The 16,102-nt window shown below is 57.8% G+C and carries 17 protein-coding genes; 4 read left to right on the top strand and 13 right to left on the bottom strand.

Annotated elements, in window-relative coordinates; translation table 11 throughout:
* Nucleotides 1-15: 15 nt before the first annotated feature.
* The 12 genes from IE091_RS04725 to IE091_RS04670 form a co-directional block, all read right to left on the bottom strand.
* Nucleotides 16-1,317 carry a methyl-accepting chemotaxis protein gene (locus IE091_RS04725; RefSeq protein WP_084123801.1) on the bottom strand — a complete coding sequence of 434 codons (1,302 nt, stop codon included), beginning with the start codon at nucleotides 1,315-1,317 and terminating at the stop codon, nucleotides 16-18.
* Between the two features lie 96 nt (nucleotides 1,318-1,413).
* Nucleotides 1,414-1,914: a chemotaxis protein CheW gene (cheW, locus tag IE091_RS04720; RefSeq protein WP_039180809.1), complete on the bottom strand. Its 501-nt coding sequence runs from the start codon at nucleotides 1,912-1,914 to the stop codon at nucleotides 1,414-1,416.
* Entirely contained in the window at nucleotides 1,911-4,010 is a 2,100-nt protein-coding gene (gene cheA / locus IE091_RS04715) for a chemotaxis protein CheA (RefSeq protein WP_189462947.1), read from the bottom strand. Before cheA ends, cheW begins: the two co-directional genes overlap by 4 nt.
* Nucleotides 4,011-4,053: 43 nt before the next feature.
* Entirely contained in the window at nucleotides 4,054-4,986 is a 933-nt protein-coding gene (gene motB, locus IE091_RS04710) for a flagellar motor protein MotB (protein ID WP_189462946.1), read from the bottom strand.
* Entirely contained in the window at nucleotides 4,983-5,852 is an 870-nt protein-coding gene (gene motA, locus IE091_RS04705) for a flagellar motor stator protein MotA (protein WP_189462945.1), read from the bottom strand. Before motA ends, motB begins: the two co-directional genes overlap by 4 nt.
* Nucleotides 5,853-6,075: 223 nt before the next feature.
* A complete protein-coding gene (gene flhC, locus IE091_RS04700) occupies nucleotides 6,076-6,600 on the bottom strand; it encodes a flagellar transcriptional regulator FlhC (RefSeq protein WP_096921677.1) in 525 nt (174 codons plus the stop codon).
* A complete protein-coding gene (flhD, locus tag IE091_RS04695) occupies nucleotides 6,597-6,929 on the bottom strand; it encodes a flagellar transcriptional regulator FlhD (RefSeq protein ID WP_039180823.1) in 333 nt (110 codons plus the stop codon). The genes flhC and flhD overlap by 4 nt, the downstream gene beginning before the upstream one ends.
* Before the next feature lie 106 nt (nucleotides 6,930-7,035).
* Nucleotides 7,036-7,326, bottom strand: a complete 291-nt coding sequence (locus IE091_RS04690) for an EscU/YscU/HrcU family type III secretion system export apparatus switch protein (RefSeq protein WP_096921678.1) — start codon at nucleotides 7,324-7,326, stop codon at nucleotides 7,036-7,038.
* Nucleotides 7,313-8,560, bottom strand: coding sequence for a flagellar hook-length control protein FliK (gene fliK / locus IE091_RS04685; RefSeq protein ID WP_189462944.1), 1,248 nt, complete (start codon nucleotides 8,558-8,560; stop codon nucleotides 7,313-7,315). The genes IE091_RS04690 and fliK overlap by 14 nt, the downstream gene beginning before the upstream one ends.
* The gene (gene fliT / locus IE091_RS04680) at nucleotides 8,557-8,964 is read right to left on the bottom strand and encodes a flagellar protein FliT (protein ID WP_052196442.1); all 408 of its coding nucleotides are present in this window, start codon (nucleotides 8,962-8,964) and stop codon (nucleotides 8,557-8,559) included. The genes fliK and fliT overlap by 4 nt, the downstream gene beginning before the upstream one ends.
* A gap of 6 nt (nucleotides 8,965-8,970) precedes the next feature.
* Nucleotides 8,971-9,387, bottom strand: coding sequence for a flagellar export chaperone FliS (gene fliS / locus IE091_RS04675; protein ID WP_039180829.1), 417 nt, complete (start codon nucleotides 9,385-9,387; stop codon nucleotides 8,971-8,973).
* Nucleotides 9,388-9,560: 173 nt separating this feature from the next.
* Nucleotides 9,561-11,252, bottom strand: a complete 1,692-nt coding sequence (locus IE091_RS04670; RefSeq protein ID WP_189462943.1) for an HD domain-containing phosphohydrolase — start codon at nucleotides 11,250-11,252, stop codon at nucleotides 9,561-9,563.
* 253 nt (nucleotides 11,253-11,505) lie between these two features.
* Between IE091_RS04670 and IE091_RS04665 the strand changes: the two genes are divergently transcribed.
* A complete protein-coding gene (locus IE091_RS04665) occupies nucleotides 11,506-11,859 on the top strand; it encodes a flagellar protein FlaG (RefSeq protein ID WP_096921681.1) in 354 nt (117 codons plus the stop codon).
* 158 nt (nucleotides 11,860-12,017) lie between these two features.
* Here IE091_RS04665 and fliE read toward each other — a convergent pair whose 3' ends face one another.
* Entirely contained in the window at nucleotides 12,018-12,344 is a 327-nt protein-coding gene (gene fliE, locus IE091_RS04660; RefSeq protein WP_039180838.1) for a flagellar hook-basal body complex protein FliE, read from the bottom strand.
* Nucleotides 12,345-12,600: 256 nt separating this feature from the next.
* Between fliE and fliF the strand changes: the two genes are divergently transcribed.
* From fliF to IE091_RS04645, 3 genes are read left to right on the top strand one after another with little or no spacing between them, the layout of a single operon-like run.
* The gene (gene fliF / locus IE091_RS04655; protein ID WP_189462942.1) at nucleotides 12,601-14,352 is read left to right on the top strand and encodes a flagellar basal-body MS-ring/collar protein FliF; all 1,752 of its coding nucleotides are present in this window, start codon (nucleotides 12,601-12,603) and stop codon (nucleotides 14,350-14,352) included.
* Nucleotides 14,345-15,352 (top strand): flagellar motor switch protein FliG, encoded by a 1,008-nt coding sequence (gene fliG / locus IE091_RS04650; protein ID WP_039180845.1) that lies wholly within the window; start codon nucleotides 14,345-14,347, stop codon nucleotides 15,350-15,352. Before fliF ends, fliG begins: the two co-directional genes overlap by 8 nt.
* The gene (locus IE091_RS04645; protein ID WP_096921683.1) at nucleotides 15,345-16,100 is read left to right on the top strand and encodes a flagellar assembly protein FliH; all 756 of its coding nucleotides are present in this window, start codon (nucleotides 15,345-15,347) and stop codon (nucleotides 16,098-16,100) included. Before fliG ends, IE091_RS04645 begins: the two co-directional genes overlap by 8 nt.
* Nucleotides 16,101-16,102 lie beyond the last annotated feature (2 nt).

Below are 16,102 nucleotides of genomic sequence, written 5' to 3'. Positions count from 1 at the left end.
GGGCGTTATCGGTATTTAAAACGTTTCCCACTCTTCTTCTGACGCTTTTTTGGTCAGCGTTGGCGGCGGGGTAGCAGGCCGTTTCATCGGTGGGGAATGCGTAGGGGCGGAAGGGACGGCTACCGCCCCTCCTGCCACACGAAAGCGCTCCACCGCTTCACGCAGACGGGCTGCCTCGCTTTCCAATTCGTTGGCACTGCGGGCGGCTTGCTGCACCAGCTGAGCATTTTGCTGAACGACTTGATCCATCTGGGCAACCGCCTGGTTCACTTGCCCGATGCCGTTGCTTTGCTCTTCGGAAGCCGCCGCAATGTCATCCATGATGTCACTGACCCGCTGTACGGCAGTGACCAGGTCTTGCATGGTCTGCCCAGCCTGGTTGACGCGCTGGGTACCCGCATCCACCTTGCCCAGGGACGTGTCGATCAGCGTGCGGATCTCTTTGGCTGCGTTGGCACTGCGGCTGGCCAGGCTACGCACCTCCTGAGCCACGACGGCAAACCCCTTGCCGTGTTCACCCGCACGGGCCGCCTCTACCGACGCATTCAACGCAAGAATATTGGTCTGGAAAGCAATGTTATCGATAACGGTAATGATATCCGCCACTTGGTGAGAGCTGGCACTGATATCCTGCATGGTCTCGACGATTTGCCCTACTTCTTCACCGCTGCGCCGAGCGGTCAGGGTCGCATCGCCCGCCAACTGGCTCGCCTGGCGAGCGTTGTCGGCATTATGGCTGACGGTAGAGGCGAGCTGTTCCATGCTGGAGGCGGTCTCTTCGAGCGAAGAAGCCTGCTGTTCCGTGCGCGACGAGAGGTCGTTATTGCCGTTGGCAATGTGCTGGGAGCGTTCGAAGATCGTGGTTCCACTGCGCCGAACGATCCCCACCGTATCCGAAAGCGCAGCCTGCATGTGCGCCATGGCACTGTAGAGCTTGCCAATTTCACTTTTGCCGGGCGAGCTGATCTGCTGGTTCAGATCACCCTGAGCCATGCGTTCGAAATAACCCACCAACCGATCCAGCGGGCGCAACACGTTGACCGTGACGCCCCATACCACGATCACGACAGTGACGATGGTCATCAGCACGATAGCGATCAGCGCCCAACGGATGCGCTCGGCAAAAGCAGTGAATGCCTGCTGCTGGGCTTGGGCATCTGCCGTGGCCTGCACCAGCGTGGCGCCATGATGAAGCGCGTAAAGGCCGATACCACAGGCAATCACTACCAGGAGTGAAAAGGTGGCCAGCACCAGCCCCCAACTAAGACGCACCGTCATGTTACTCATCAGTTGACGCACTAGCTGTGTCACACGCATTACTCCAAACGCAACCGTACTGACTAGCGCTGTCCTTAGCACCAAGGCGGATTAAGTGGACCAGAATGGGCACGTTCCTTGTGCCCATGGCAGGTATCAGTGATGACTCGTGCTGTCCACCAGCGCCATCTCTTCACTGGTCAACAGCTTATCGATATCGACCAGCACCAGCATACGGTCATCCAGACTGCCCAGGCCGCTCAGGAAGTCGGAGGAGAGCGTGACACCGAACTCAGGTGCGGGTTTGATCTGATCAGGCACGAGCGTCATCACATCGGAAACACCGTCTACCACAATACCAACAATACGATCGGCAACATTGACCACGATCACGACTGTTTGACCACCGTACTCGACATTCTCGAGGTGGAACTTGATGCGCAGGTCCACGATCGGCACGATCACCCCACGCAGATTCGTGACACCCTTGATGAAATCAGGCGCATTCGCGATGCGGGTGACGTTTTCATAACCACGAATCTCCTGAACCTTCAGGATATCGATGGCGTACTCTTCATCCCCGAGGGAAAACACCAGGAATTCGCGGTTTTCTGCTTCGGCAGCGGCTAACACTGCTTCGTTGGATGAATGACTCATGACGGCTCAGCCTCTTTGTAATAAGAGAGATGGGGTTGATTAGCGATTTTCCCTGCTTCTTTTTTCACCCGGCTCAAACGGTGCAAGCCGGTAATATCGAGAATCAGCGCAACGCTACCGTCCCCCAGGATGGTAGCGGCCGATACGCCCGGCACTTTGCGATAATTGTCTTCAAGATTCTTGACGACGACCTGCTGCTGACCGATCAGTTCGTCTACCAGCATGGCATAGCGACGCCCCTCCCCTTGCACGATGACCGCAATGCTTTGGGTGGGGTCGGTAATGGCATTTTCGACATCCAGTACTTCATGAATGGCGATGACCGGCAGATACTCGTCGCGCACCTTGAGTACCACGTCATCTCCCGCCATGGCGTACATATCCCCTTTGGCAGGCTGTAGCGACTCCAGCACGGTAGACAACGGCAGGATGAACGTCTCGTTGCCCACTTTGATGGACATGCCATCCAGGATGGCGAGCGTCAGCGGCAACACGATGCGGGTATTGGTACCCTCGCCTTTTTTCGACTGGATTTCGACACGCCCACCCATCCCCTGGATGTTACGCTTCACCACGTCCATGCCAACGCCACGCCCAGAGACATCGGTCACTTCCTTGGCAGTGGAGAAGCCGGGGGCGAAGATGAGCTGAAACACCTCTTCATCGGACATCGTGTCGGACACGTTGAGGCCATTTTCACGCGCCTTGGCCAACAGCCGATCACGGTCCATGCCGGCCCCGTCATCGCGGACTTCGATCAGAATGTTGCCGCCCTGGTGGCGTGCCGAGAGCACCAGCTTGCCCACACGCGGCTTGCCCAGGGACTCACGCACTTCCGGCATTTCCACGCCATGATCCAGACTGTTGCGTACCAGGTGTGTCAGCGGGTCGGTGATGCGTTCTACCAGGCTCTTGTCCAGCTCGGTGGACTTGCCTTCGGTGATAAGCTCGATCTCTTTGCCCAGCTTGCTGGCCGTATCACGCACAACCCTTGGGAAGCGGCTGAATACGAACTCCATGGGAATCATGCGGATCGACATGACGGCTTCCTGGAGGTCACGGGCATTACGCTGCAGCAGGCTCATGCCATTTTGCAGGGAGCTGTTGCTGACCGATTGGCCTTCGAGGTCGCTCACCGTCTGATCGAGCATCGATTGAGTGATGATCAGCTCGCCCACGAGGTTGATGATCTGATCCACCTTGTCGACCGACACGCGGATCGACGAGGTTTCGGCAGCTGCCTTTTTGGGCGCCTGATCGGCAGGTTTCTTGGTCGCTGCCTTGGCAGCCGCTGGCTTGGCGGGCGCAGGCGCCTTGGTGACGGTAGCGCTGTCCTGCTGAGCGGGCTCGGCCACAGGTGCTGGCGGTTCACCGGCAGCCGCAGGAGCACTGGCAGCCAATGCCGTGATGTCGATCTGATCCGACTCGATGATAAAGCACATCACGGCCTCGATGTCGTCGGCGCTGACGCCTCCCGACAGGATGACTTCGTAGCGCTTCTCATCACCCGACTGTGACTCGACATCGCCCAACTGCTCCAACTCTTCTACCAGCAGCAGACGATCTTTTTCGCTCACATTGAGCAGCGCCACCTTGAGACGGTGCTCCCCTTCCTGACCGCTTTCTGTCTCACTAGAGGAAGACGCGCCGGCCGCTTTGACAGGCGCTTCTTCTACCTTGGGTGCGGCTGGCGCATCCAGAGTCTTGCCAATCTCTTCCAAAGCGATCTGCTGGAGCGTCTCGCATATCCGCTCGTAGGCTTCCTGATTCGGCTCTTCCTCATTGCGGTAGGCATTGAGTTGCTCATGCATGATGTCTTTGGCCTCCAGGAAGGTATCGACGAGGTCAGCGCGCAGTGCTAGCTCTCCCTTGCGCGCATGATCCAGCAGGTTTTCGAAGATATGCGTGGTTTTTTGCAACACGCTGAAGCCAAAGGTCCCCGCCCCACCTTTGATGGAGTGGGCCGCGCGGAAAATAGCGTTTAGCTGTTCGCTATCCGGATTATCGACATCCAGTTCCAACAAGTGCTGCTCCATATCCGCCAGCAGCTCCTCGGCCTCTTCAAAGAAGGTGTCAAAAAAATCCGCTATGTCCATGCACCGCTCCACTTGAACGTCATCATTATGTGGCAAGCCAGGCTCATTGGTTGTCGCTGGCTTGCGGTATGTTTTGTGGCAAAAGGTCTTCTTCGGGCACGCTCTCTGCCGGCTCTGCTGGCTGCGGTGAGCTGGGCGTCAAAATTCCCGGGTTCCGTATGGCTTCGGCGATTTCTGGCAGCAAAACCACGAGCTCGATACGTCGATTGATGGGATCCGTCGGCGTCGTGTCCGAGAGTAGTACACGGTCGGCGAAGCCCGATACTCGCAGTAGCTGATCAGGGTCAAGTCCGCCCGCCACCAGCTCACGACGCGATGCATTGGCTCGATCGTTGGAGAGTTCCCAGTTGCTGTAACCGCGGTACCCACCTGCATACGGCACGCTGTCCGTATGACCGCTGATGCTCAGGTCATTCGGCAGGTCATTCAGCAGCGGAGCCATGGTGCGCAGCAGGCTGCGCATGTAAGGCGCTACCTGATCGCTGCCCAGCTCGAACATGGGCCGCTGCTCGGTATCCAGAAGCTGAATTCGCAGTCCTTCACGCGTCAGATCGAAACGCATCTGGTTACGCAGCTCACGCAGCTCGGGATCACGCTCGATAGCCCGCTCTATACGCGTCTGCAAATCTTCGAAGAAACGCCGCTCTTGAGCACTCGGCCGCGTGTGCTGCAAAACATCAATCCGTGCACGCTCGCCGTCGCTGTGCGTAGGGTCAGGGCCACCGCCAGGAATGACACGGGTACTGCCGGAACGATCGCCGCCAGTAATCGCCGTGACCAGCGGCGTGCTGAAATACTCGGCCACTCCCCTGCGGGTCTCTTCACTGGAAACGCTGAGAATCCACATGACGAGGAACAGCGCCATCAATGCCGTCATGAAATCTGCCAGCGCGATTTTCCATGCCCCCCCATGGTGGGCATGAACCACCTTTTTGCGCCGGATGACGATCGGGCGCTTATCCCCCCCCTTACTCATGCATTACCGCCCTTTTTGGCATCGCGTACGTACTCCTCCAGTTCAGAGAAGCTCGGGCGTTCAGTACTGTGCAGCGCCTTGCGTCCAAACTCGACCGCCAACTGCGGGGCATAGCCGTGCAAGCTGGCCAGCAGCGTCACGCGAATGCACTGAAGCATTTTTTCGGCTTCCTTGGCTTGGCGGTCGGCATAGCTGGCAATCGGGCTGATGAAGCCATAGCCCATCAAAATACCGAGGAAGGTACCCACCAACGCCATGGCGATCATTTGCCCCATCTGTTCTGCCGTAGCGTCCGCATAGGTCAAGGCTTTGATAACCCCCATGACCGCCGCCACGATACCGAAGGCGGGCATGGCATCCCCCACTTTGGCAATCGCGTCGATGGGAATGTGAGCCTCTTGCTCGAAAACTTCTATTTCGTGGAGCATCAGCTCGTCGATTTCCATGGGCTCCATACCGCCGCTGACCATCAAGCGCAGGTAATCCGTCAGGAAGTCCATGATATGAGAGTCGGCCAGAACGTCGGGATGCTCTTGAAATAGCGGGCTCTCCTTGGGATTGTCTATATCGCGCTCGATCCCGAGCATGCCCTCTCGGCGAACCTTGGAAAGAATCTTGTACTGCAAGGCCATGAGATCCATGTACAGCGCCTTGTTGTACTTCTTGGTTCGCTTGAGCCGGGGCAGGATCTTGAACGTGGCCTTGATCGCCTTGCCATTGTTGGCAGCCAGGAAAGCCCCAACGCCAGCGCCACCGATGATCAGCAGCTCCAGGGGCTGATAGAGCGGCCCCAGGCTACCACCAGCCATCACATAGCCGCCAAAGACGCAGAACAAGACGACGACATAACCTAGGAGAATCAGCACAAGCAGTTTCCTTGCGATATGAGTGGTTTATCAACAGCGCCGCACACAATGCCTTACCGACAGTCGCAAACGGCCCCATCTAGGGTGAAGCTTATATCTATCATACTCAGGTGACAGCACGGTTTAATGAGAAAGCATCAACGACTTTTGCCGCTATCTATGCGTTAAAGCGCAGTTTATTGCTTTTATGGTCTGCCGCCAGAGGTTTGACAATTTTATACGTTCAACGCGCGGACTTACGCGTCTTGCCTGCCCGAGAGGGGGGCTGACAGATACCGCAGACATAATCATGAATCGGACTATGGGCATGTGCCACGAAGTGGCCCTCACAGCGCGTACACGTGGTCAGCTGCAGCAGGTCGCTTTCAAAAAAGCGCACCAAGGTCCACGCTCTCGTCAGCCCCAGCACCGACTCTGCCCCCTCTAGCGAGACCTGCTCCTCGTACAGCCGATACGCTTTGACGAAAGCGTCGATACGCTCACACTCCGCCCCCTCGAGCAAGCCGAGATAAATGTTGTAAAACAGTGACGAATGCACGTTAGGCAGCCAAGTCACGAACCAGTCGGCCGAAAAAGGCAGCATGCCTTTAGGCGGAGACATTCCGCGCACTTCTTTATAGAGCTTGATCAGTCGGGTGCGACTCAACTCCGTTTCCGTCTCCAATACCTGCAGACGCGCACCCAGCTCGATCAGCTCAATAGCCAATTGCACCTGATGCATTTCATCCACAAGGCTCTTTTGACTCACTTCGACTCTCCTGACGACAGCGAGGAAAGAGGCTCACAGGCAGATAACAGCGACGCATGCAGCCCTGACAAGCCTTGATCTCGTGGATTGTCCAGAATCTGGCGCAGACGCTGACCACTGGAGTGACTGAAACGACAGACCAACTGGTTGCTACGCGCGAGCTTGGTGAGTTGCCAAGCATTCAGCGAGACCAGCAGATCTGCCAGCTCACCGTCAATTTTGAGACGAAACATGGCTGCCTCCCGATCTTCGCTCAACAGACGCTGAGCAAGCAGAAGGTAAGCGAGGTTTATCTCTTGTATTTCATCGAGAAAGCTTGTTTGACTCATAGTGTCCCATCGAACGACCCAGGCGCGCCGTTGTGACCGTTATACTGGCGCCATTGATGACTTTTTCTTTACCTAGCATCATGGTTGCATACAACGATTGCATTGGCTACTTGCGCCTTTCACGCTGATTCAGCTCACCGTCTGACAATTCAAATACCCATACCAATAGCTCCGCCACCACTTGATACAAGCTGGCGGGTATTTCAGCATCCAGCTCCAACTGCATGAGCAACGCGACGAGCTCGGGTGCATCATGGACATAGATGCCCTGGCGCTGGGCTTCGGCCATAATCCTGTCGGCCAGCTCACCGTACCCTTTTGCCACTATTCGCGGCGCCTGTTCACCCTCTTTATAGGCCAGCGCAACGGCCTGTCGCCGACGCTCACTGGACATCATCCACAGCCTCCTCGGATGGAATATAGCGGGCTTTTACCTGCACTTTAGCGAAATCGAGCGCACTCAAACGCTGCTCCAGGCGATCCAGCTCACTATCGAGCCGCTGGTAGGTATCAGGGTTATCAGCCGTCAGATCGATACTGAGCACCTGATGGTGCAGCCATAGCGCAATGCGGAAGGCGCCCAGCCCAGGCACATCGAGCTGCATTTCTGAACGCCACCCTGGCTGGGAATCTTCTGTCTGCGCTTTTTCATCCTGAGGGTCACGACCTGGCAGATTGATCACCAGCGCCATGAAAATGCCGGCCCATACGTCCCCTTCCCAACGTAGCGTAGGCGTGACCAACATTTCCAACTGTTGACGCACTACGCCCTGCAGACTGTCATGCACCACTTCTCTCACACCCCGAGTCGCCATGTCCTGTTCTGCAACCACCGCTGCTGGCTGTACGACGGGAGCATCCCTACGCTCGGCCATGAAGGGCGCGAAGGGCTGATTGGGTGTCACGACAGCAGGCGCCGAGGGCGCTCCCGAGGACGAAGACGCAACGGGGAGAGGCAAAGGCCGCTCCAGCAAAGCATCGCCCCCTTTGACGGGTATCAGGGGAAGATTGGGCAAGATGGTCATGGCGCTGCCCTGAGACGACGCACCCGTGGGGATCCCGGTAGCAACCAGAGGCATCATGGCCGACATGGGCAGGAACGCAGGACGAGGCCCTGGCTGCATCTGTGGCTCACGCAGAAGCTGTTGACGAGGCATGTCGCCCTGAAACCAGCGCTTGAGGTGAGATTCGTAAAATAGCCCGCTATCACGAATACTGCCCTCCAGACGGCTCGCCACCTGTGTCGTCGACAGCGGCTCCTGAGGTGACAATAGCGGGGCAGCCGGCCTGATGACGGCGGGAGGCGCAGGAAACCGTAGCAGCACGTCGGCAATGGTGCGCGCCGCAGGACTGAAATGCGTTTGGGTCGAACTTGGCGTGGCGTTGGGCGTGGCATTCCCGGCAGGAGGCTGTCGAAGCCCTTCTGCCGTGCCAGACAAACGCCGCAGGTCGCCCAGCAGCGGATTGAGAGGCCGCCCATCGAGGCTGGCATCCCCCTGCAAGGCTCTTGGCCCCTCGCCCGGGGAAACTGGCTGGACTGGCGAGTTCAAGGCGCGAAGAGAAGAGGCCTCAGCCTGGCGACCCAGCACCTGATGTAACAGCGTATCAATGAGTGGCGTGATGCCACTCACGAGGCCCCCTCATCCTTGGCGATATCCGCAGCAAAGGCACTGCCACCTTGCTGGGGAGCATAAGCGCGATGCAAGTCTCGCTGACGCTGGGTCACGCTGATCAATTTACCCAGCTCGTCTCGCCTGGCTACGAGACGACGCCGAATTTCCACGTCATGCTCCAGGATATGCTCGAGCAGTTCGGACTTGCGACGCTTGCCATCGTCATCCAGCAAGACCAGGCTGTCCAGTTCGCGCAACTTTTCCACCAACACTACATAGTTGCTGCGTTGCTCTATCAGCTCGGCCCACTGCTCTTTGTCTGCAAGCTCATGCATGTGATTCACGCTCACCAGCAGCCTTGCATAGGCATCGATGAGCGCTTGCTGGGAGTTACCCTGGGCTGCTGTTTCGGAAGCTGTCATGTTGCCTCACGCACTTTGCCGTTGACCAATTTCACGCCATGCAGAGGCAATGTCCTCAAGCAGACGATCCGCCTGATTGAGGCTCTCTTCATCGTTACGCAGATTGGCAGCCAGCAGCAAACGGGCAATGTAGTCATAGAGCGATGCCAATTGCTCGGCAATCTCGCCCCCTTTCTCCTGATCCAGCGCCGCAGCCAAACCGTTATTGACAATATCCAGCGCCTTGGAGATGGATTTGCCCTTCTCTACGGTATTGCCCGCCTGCATATGAATACGCGCCGCACGGATCGCCGCCTGCGCGCCATCGAACAGCATGACGATCAGTTGATGAGGGTCTGCCGACATGACGCCACTTTCAACGCCAACGCGGGCGTAAGCGCTTGCCCCTCGACCGTAGGCCGCACCGCTGCGAGTGTAAGTCATTAGTGGGCTCTCCTTGTAAAGGCAGTAGCCAAAAGGTGGCTATACACTGCTGGATAATTGAGATTCGGCATAATTGCTCGCTATCTGATATATCGGCGCCGCAACAGCGGACTTTAATGAGCACAGGCTTTATTTGCCGTGCGATCGCTACGAATGATCCAGATCAAAAGAACTCAAGTAGAAACCGCCACTTCTCTCATCGGTTTACCAAGCCGCTCCAACACATCTCCGCGCACGACGCCCAGCAGGCTCTCACGCACAGGCGGCTCGGCTTGCTGGGTCAACACCACTTCAAAGGGCGCCCCGTTGTCATCCAGGCGCACGATCCATCCCATCTGCTCACTGGCAAAGTACACGAGCGAGCCAATGGGCAACGTCCTGAAATGCTCGATATAGCGCTTGATCCATCGTGCATCGAACTGATGGGGATGGCTCAGCAAATGCCGATAGATCTGCTGGGCAGTGCGTGCTGGTCGATCCGGCCGATCCCGTCTCATGGCCTCCACCACGTCGACCACGGCGCTCGCCTTGGCCAGCTCGGTAATGTCCTCTCCCGTCAAGCCATCCGGGTAACCGCTACCATCGAGGCGCTCGTTGATTCCACCAATGACCGCCTGCGCCACCGTGGCCGACAACCACTGGCAAGTATTCAAGCGAGCCAGCAACAGCGACACATGCTCGCTCAACACGTGACGATGATTGGGCTCGAAATTGGGCGCCTTGAAAACCACCTGGGGGATCAGGGCTTTGCCGAGGTCATGGACCAGGCCGCTGGCAACGATGGCCTTGCGCACGTCGCGGGGCATATTGCCACCCACCAGGTCGAGCAAATGAATAGCCACAGCGATCCCATGCCGCACCAGCAAGGGCTCCATGGAGAGGCACCGAGATGCGAACAAGAGCGCCTCGCGATCCTCTTCATGAAGCTGCAGGATACGGTCGGCATTACGAGACAGCTGTCGCGAGTCGACATCGTGACCTTGCTGCAGCATCAGCAGCTGAGCGTCCAGATAGGCGGCCACCTTGACCAGACGCCTGGCGGTTGGGGTGGCATATCGGCGAATGTCCCGCCTGCCAACATGCTCGCTGTCAGGTGTGCGCTTGCCGGGCTGCTCGAACAGCGGCGAGGGCTGACGCTCATCCTGGGACCCTTTCTTGTAACGCGAGGCCTCACGCTCGATTTCACAGACGAAGTACCAGATCTGTCGCTCTTGCTCGGAGGTGCAGCCAGCAAAGCGGAACCCCACACGCAGCAGGTGGCGCTCTGCGTCTGTTTTTTGATGACGAGCAACGGCATGCACTTCGAACTGAGTGCCATCCGGAAAGGCAAACACCAAACGCATGGGTTCCGAGGTCTCGGTCAGCACGCCACTCGCTGCCAACGGCAGCTCCAACTGACACCCTTCCTGGGAGAGGTCTCGCAACTCACCCTGCACCCCTTCTTCGCCATCGCCGTAAACGGTCGCCGACACCACCATGCCCATACGCAGCTCAGCACGGTATGACTCACGGCGCTGGAGGACGTCTACCGACTCCGGGTAGTCGCTGCAGCATAAATAGCGCCCACCAGAGCGCCGCGTTTCCGTCAGGACGAGCAGAGGCGTGCGTATCACCTTGCCCTGAGATTGCCCACGCAGAAAGAAGCGCTCGCCCTGCTCCAGGCGATACAGCAGATAGTCGACGGAAGACAAGTCCATCACGAGCGTCTCACCCTCGTGCTGCTCCATCAACACAATGGGCTCGGGACGCGCCTCAGGGGCATCAAGGCAAAGCGACACCCCACCGCTCTCTATCATGGTATTCAGCAGAGAACTGATGGCGGATGGGTTCGAAATACGTTCATACTCATCTTGCTGGACTGCCATGCGTGCCTCGCTTTCACAGCCGTGGTGGTCAGGTGAACCCACCCTTGAAATAAGGGAACTGAGCATAACAGAAGCCCCAATGGCTCCGCATGCCGATTGCTGCGTATCAGACTTTTCTTTTTGTCTATACTGGAAAAGATAAAGTTTGTGAAAATCTCGCCGATAACATTGTTGGAGGCTATCCAACACCTGCATCGGCCTCTAAGTTTACGTTACCCAGCCTTAGACGGCTTTGAAAAGAGGAACGTTGTTTATGGGCCCACTGCCAATCGACCCGATGGCCTCTATTACCAACACTCCCGCACCCCAGGAGCGCGCTCAACGCACACCCCCTGAGGTTGCCTCGCCCTCTCAACCGGAGGAGCGCACGCCATCGGCGTTGAGCGCCACGCGAGATGCCCTTCTGGAACCGATACAACGCATCAATGAAGCGATGAGACCACGCGGACTCGAGTTCGATATCAGCGAGGAGTCTTCGCGCATCATCACCCGCGTCATTGACAGTGAAACCGGCGATGTCATCCGTCAGATTCCTGCCGAGGAAATCATCGTGATGGCCGAACGACTGGAGGAACTTCAAGGGAACTTGATTTCTTTGAATGCATGAGACTGACAGGCTCCATTCGCTGACCAGCCACTTGAGCGGGATGGTCGAGATCCGCGGCATCGAGGCGACGGCCCTGTCTCCACATTTTGCTGCTGCCCAGGGGCCTAGCCTAGTGCCGCGACGCCCGAGCGTCGCGTTCTTCCAGAGCAACCACGTCCTCACACCTGCATGTTCATGACGTCGCGGTAGGCCGTCACCAGGCGATTGCGCACCTGCAGCCCCATCTGAAATGCCACGCTGGCTTTTTGCATGTCCACCATCACATCGTTGAGCTCGATGTTCGGCTCTCCTGCCTGGAAGGCCATGGCTTTGGCATTGGCAGACTGCTGCAAACGATTGATTCTTTGAATAGATGCCTGCAGCTCACTGCCAAATCCCGCCTGCCCTACGACGGTCGAGACCTGCTCGCCACGTACTGGCTGGGCAGCTTGCGCGGCCAGACTATGCATTTGCTGTAACGCAGACTGTATGGAGGGCGAACTCATACCAACTCCTCATATCGCAGAGGTTAAAGTGTTAGCAGGAGCCTACCATCGACACAGCCCTCCTCATACGAACAAATGCGCGTAAAAAGCCAAGCTTTTCGTTCATTTATGGTGGACGCACCTCATCATAATGGCGTTCATCACAATTCCGCCCTTATTGCTTGGCGGATCACCGCGATTGACGGAAATAGCCTATGCCTTCTTTGGTGATGCGCCTGGGCCGACACCCGTTTTGCCAACCCTGTTGGAGGGATGCATGAGCGAAACCGGTGCTACGGCAGGCCGTCAAAACAGCACGACAGCAAGCGCTTCGCAAAGCGGAGTGGCGGCGAACGAATCAGCCTCCCCCTCAACCTTCGAGCGCACCATGAAGCAACTGCGCGGCAATCCGCTCGTGGTTGTTCTGGTGGCTGCAGCGGCCTCCATTGCGGTGGTGGCAGCACTTTTCATGTGGGCCAGCAGCCCAGAGTACCGCGTGCTTTACAGCAACCTGAACGAGGCAGACGGTGGACGGATCATTGCCGAGCTGGACAGCCGTGGCGTTCCCTATCAGTTCAGCCAGGGGGGCCAAGCCTTGCTTGTCCCCAGCGCACAGGTTCACCCTCTCAGGCTCCAGCTAGCCGAGCAAGGGCTTCCCAGAGGCGGCAATCTAGGGCTTGAGCTGATGGACAATCAGGCCTTCGGCATTAGCCAGTTTGCGGAGCAGGTCAACTTTCAGCGCGGCCTGGAAGGCGAACTGGCACGCTCGATTGAATCCTTGGGCCCCGTCGAGCGTGTCCGCGTTCATATTTCGATGGCAAAGCCATCCGTTTTCGTTCGTGACCGTGAACCCGCCAAGGCCTCTGTCGTATTGACGCTGCTGCCTGGACGGGTCCTGGGCGAAGGCCAAGTCAGCGCCATCGTCCATATGGTGTCCAGTAGCGTTCCGGAGCTTTCCACCGAGAACGTGACCGTGGTGGATCAAAACGGTCGTCTGTTGACCGCCAACTCCCAACAAGGCAATGATCTGGACGGCACTCAACTTGCCTACATCACCGAAGTCGAGCGGTCATACCAGCAGCGTATCGAGAACATCCTGCTGCCTATCGTGGGACGCGACAACGTTCGCGCCCAGGTCGCCGCGCAAATCGATTTTTCTCGTCGCGAAGAGACGTCGGAGCGCTATCGCCCCAACCAGACGCCCAACGAATCTGCCGTTCGTAGCCGCCAGCTGAGCCTGTCCTACGATGGCGACGACCCCTTGGCATCAGGCATTCCCGGCGCGCTGAGCAATACGCCACCAGGCGTCGCGCCCTCTCCGATCAACCAGCTCGATGACGACGCCGAGGATACGACAACTGAACCTGGCGCCTTACGCAACTTGCGCCAAGAAGACGTCGTCAACTACGAAGTCGATCGCAGCATCGAGCACATTCAGCATCGCCTGGGGCAGATCGAGCGCTTGACAGCGGCCGTGGTCGTGAACTTCCGTACGGTCATCAATGAAGAGGGAGAAGCCGAACAAGTCGCCCTCAGCGAAGAAGAAGTGGCACAGCTAGAGCGCCTCGTGCAGCAAGCCATGGGCTTCTCTGACCTGCGCGGCGATCAGGTGGAAATTGTCAACACGCCGTTTGCCAGCGATGACGATGGCCGCCTGGAGCCAGTCTGGTGGCAGCAACCTGACACGCTTGCCATGGCGGCAAACCTTGGCCGCTACCTCTTGGTAGCACTGGTTGCCCTTCTGCTCTACTGGCTGATTTTGCGCCCGTTGATCAAGCGCTACACGCAACCGCCCGTGGTGGCAGCTGCCATGCCTGGAGGCATCTTGAACACCAGCATCGGCAGTGAAGATGACGATGAAGAGAGCGTGGGAGACACCGATGAGGATGATACCTACAGCGGCAAACCCAAGCGTCGTCGCAAGACGTCACTTTATGAACACAACCTCAACGACCTGCGGGAAATGGCCCAAGAAGACCCACGCATGGTCGCCATGATTATCCGCAGCTGGATGAACGCCAATGACTAGCACGTTTGCCGAAATGACCGGCGCGCGCAAAAGCGCCATTCTGCTGCTGGCCCTGGATGAGGACAGTGCCGCCGAGGTATTCAAATTCCTCAGCGCCAGCGAAGTGCAGGAAATCAGCACCGAGATGGCGCGACTGCATCAGGTCTCCCATGAAGACATGAAGGCCGTGCTGGAGGCGTTCCACCGAGAAACCGAAGAGTTCGTCGCACTGAATCTGAACTCCAGCGAGCATATCCGCTCCGTCTTGACCAAGGCACTGGGCAGTGAACGCGCCACCAGCCTGATCGAGGATATTCTCGAGTCTACTGGGGAAAACTCTGGTATCGATGCGCTCAACCTCATGGAAGCCTCCATGGTGTCCGAGCTGATTCGTGACGAGCACCCGCAGATCATCGCGACGATTCTGGTGCACCTGGATCGCCATCAGGCGGCCGACATCCTCGAGCTGTTCGAAGAGAAACTGCGTAATGATGTGGTACTGCGGATCGCGACGTTCAGCGGTGTGCAGCCTGCCGCGCTGCAAGAGCTGACCGAAGTGCTCACCAGCATGCTGGACGGCCAGAATCTCAAGCGCAGCAAGATGGGCGGCGTGAGGACCGCTGCCGAGATCCTCAATCTGATGAACTCGGCCCAGGAAGAAGTCGCGATCGAGACAGTGCGTTCTCACAGCGAAGACCTGGCTCAGAAGATCATCGACGAAATGTTCCTGTTCGAAAATCTGCTCGACCTGGACAATCGTGCGATTCAGATGGTGCTTCAGGAAGTGGAAACCAACTCGCTGGTGGTGGCACTCAAAGGCGCCCAGGACGCACTGGTGGACAAGTTCCTGCGCAACATGTCGCAGCGTGCTGCCGATCTGGTGCGCGAAGACATGGAGGCCCGTGGCCCCATCCGTGTTTCCCAGGTGGAAACCGAGCAAAAAGCCATCCTGCAGATCGTGCGGCGCTTGGCAGACTCAGGTGAAATTGTGCTAGCCGGTGGAGATGATGAGTATGTCTGATACTCATTCGCCTGAATTCGACCGTCACGGCCAGTGGCGACGCTGGCAGATGGAGGAGTTACTCACTTCACCAACCGCTGATGCCGATAGCCTGCAAGGGCCGAGCGCTCACCAGCGCAAAGTCGAGGCTGCTCAGCGAGCCGCTGCGGAAGCACGCGCACGAGAAGAACACGAGCGTCAAAAAATTTATGACCAGATTCGCGAAGCGGCCGAAGAAGAGGGTTATCAGGCTGGCCTGGCACGTGGTCATGAAGAGGGCCTGACCAAAGGACTGGAGGAAGGCCGCGCGCAGGCGGAAAAGGAGCTGGATGTACAGCTTCAGAAAACGCTAGCGCCACTGGCATCCTTGGCCAAGCAGTTTTCCGAGGCGCTTGAACGGCTGGACGACACCATCGCTCACGACCTTGCCGACCTGGCGCTGGCGACCGGCAAGCAGCTGGCCGCCGATGCTCTCGATGAACACCCAGAGCACATTCTTCAGGTCGTGCGCGAGCTTCTGCATACCGAGCCCCCTTTGGTAGGCAAGCAACGTCTGTGGCTGAACCCCACGGATCACACTCTCGTTGAAACGCACCTGGGTAGCGAACTTGAAGCTGCCCAATGGGTGCTGCAGCCTGACGATCAGCTCGCCCGCGGCGGCTGCCGCGTCACCAGTGCGCAAGGCGAGCTGGACGCCACCTTTGAAAGTCGCTGGCAAAGCGTTCAAGCGCAGCTACGCAAGCGCCACAGCGCGCCATCGTCAGGTTGATA

It is taken from the genome of Vreelandella hamiltonii (genome assembly GCF_014651775.1).
GTDB lineage: Bacteria > Pseudomonadota > Gammaproteobacteria > Pseudomonadales > Halomonadaceae > Vreelandella > Vreelandella hamiltonii.
Note: the sequence above shows the minus strand (reverse complement) of the source record. Positions and strands in the feature narration are given on the sequence as shown.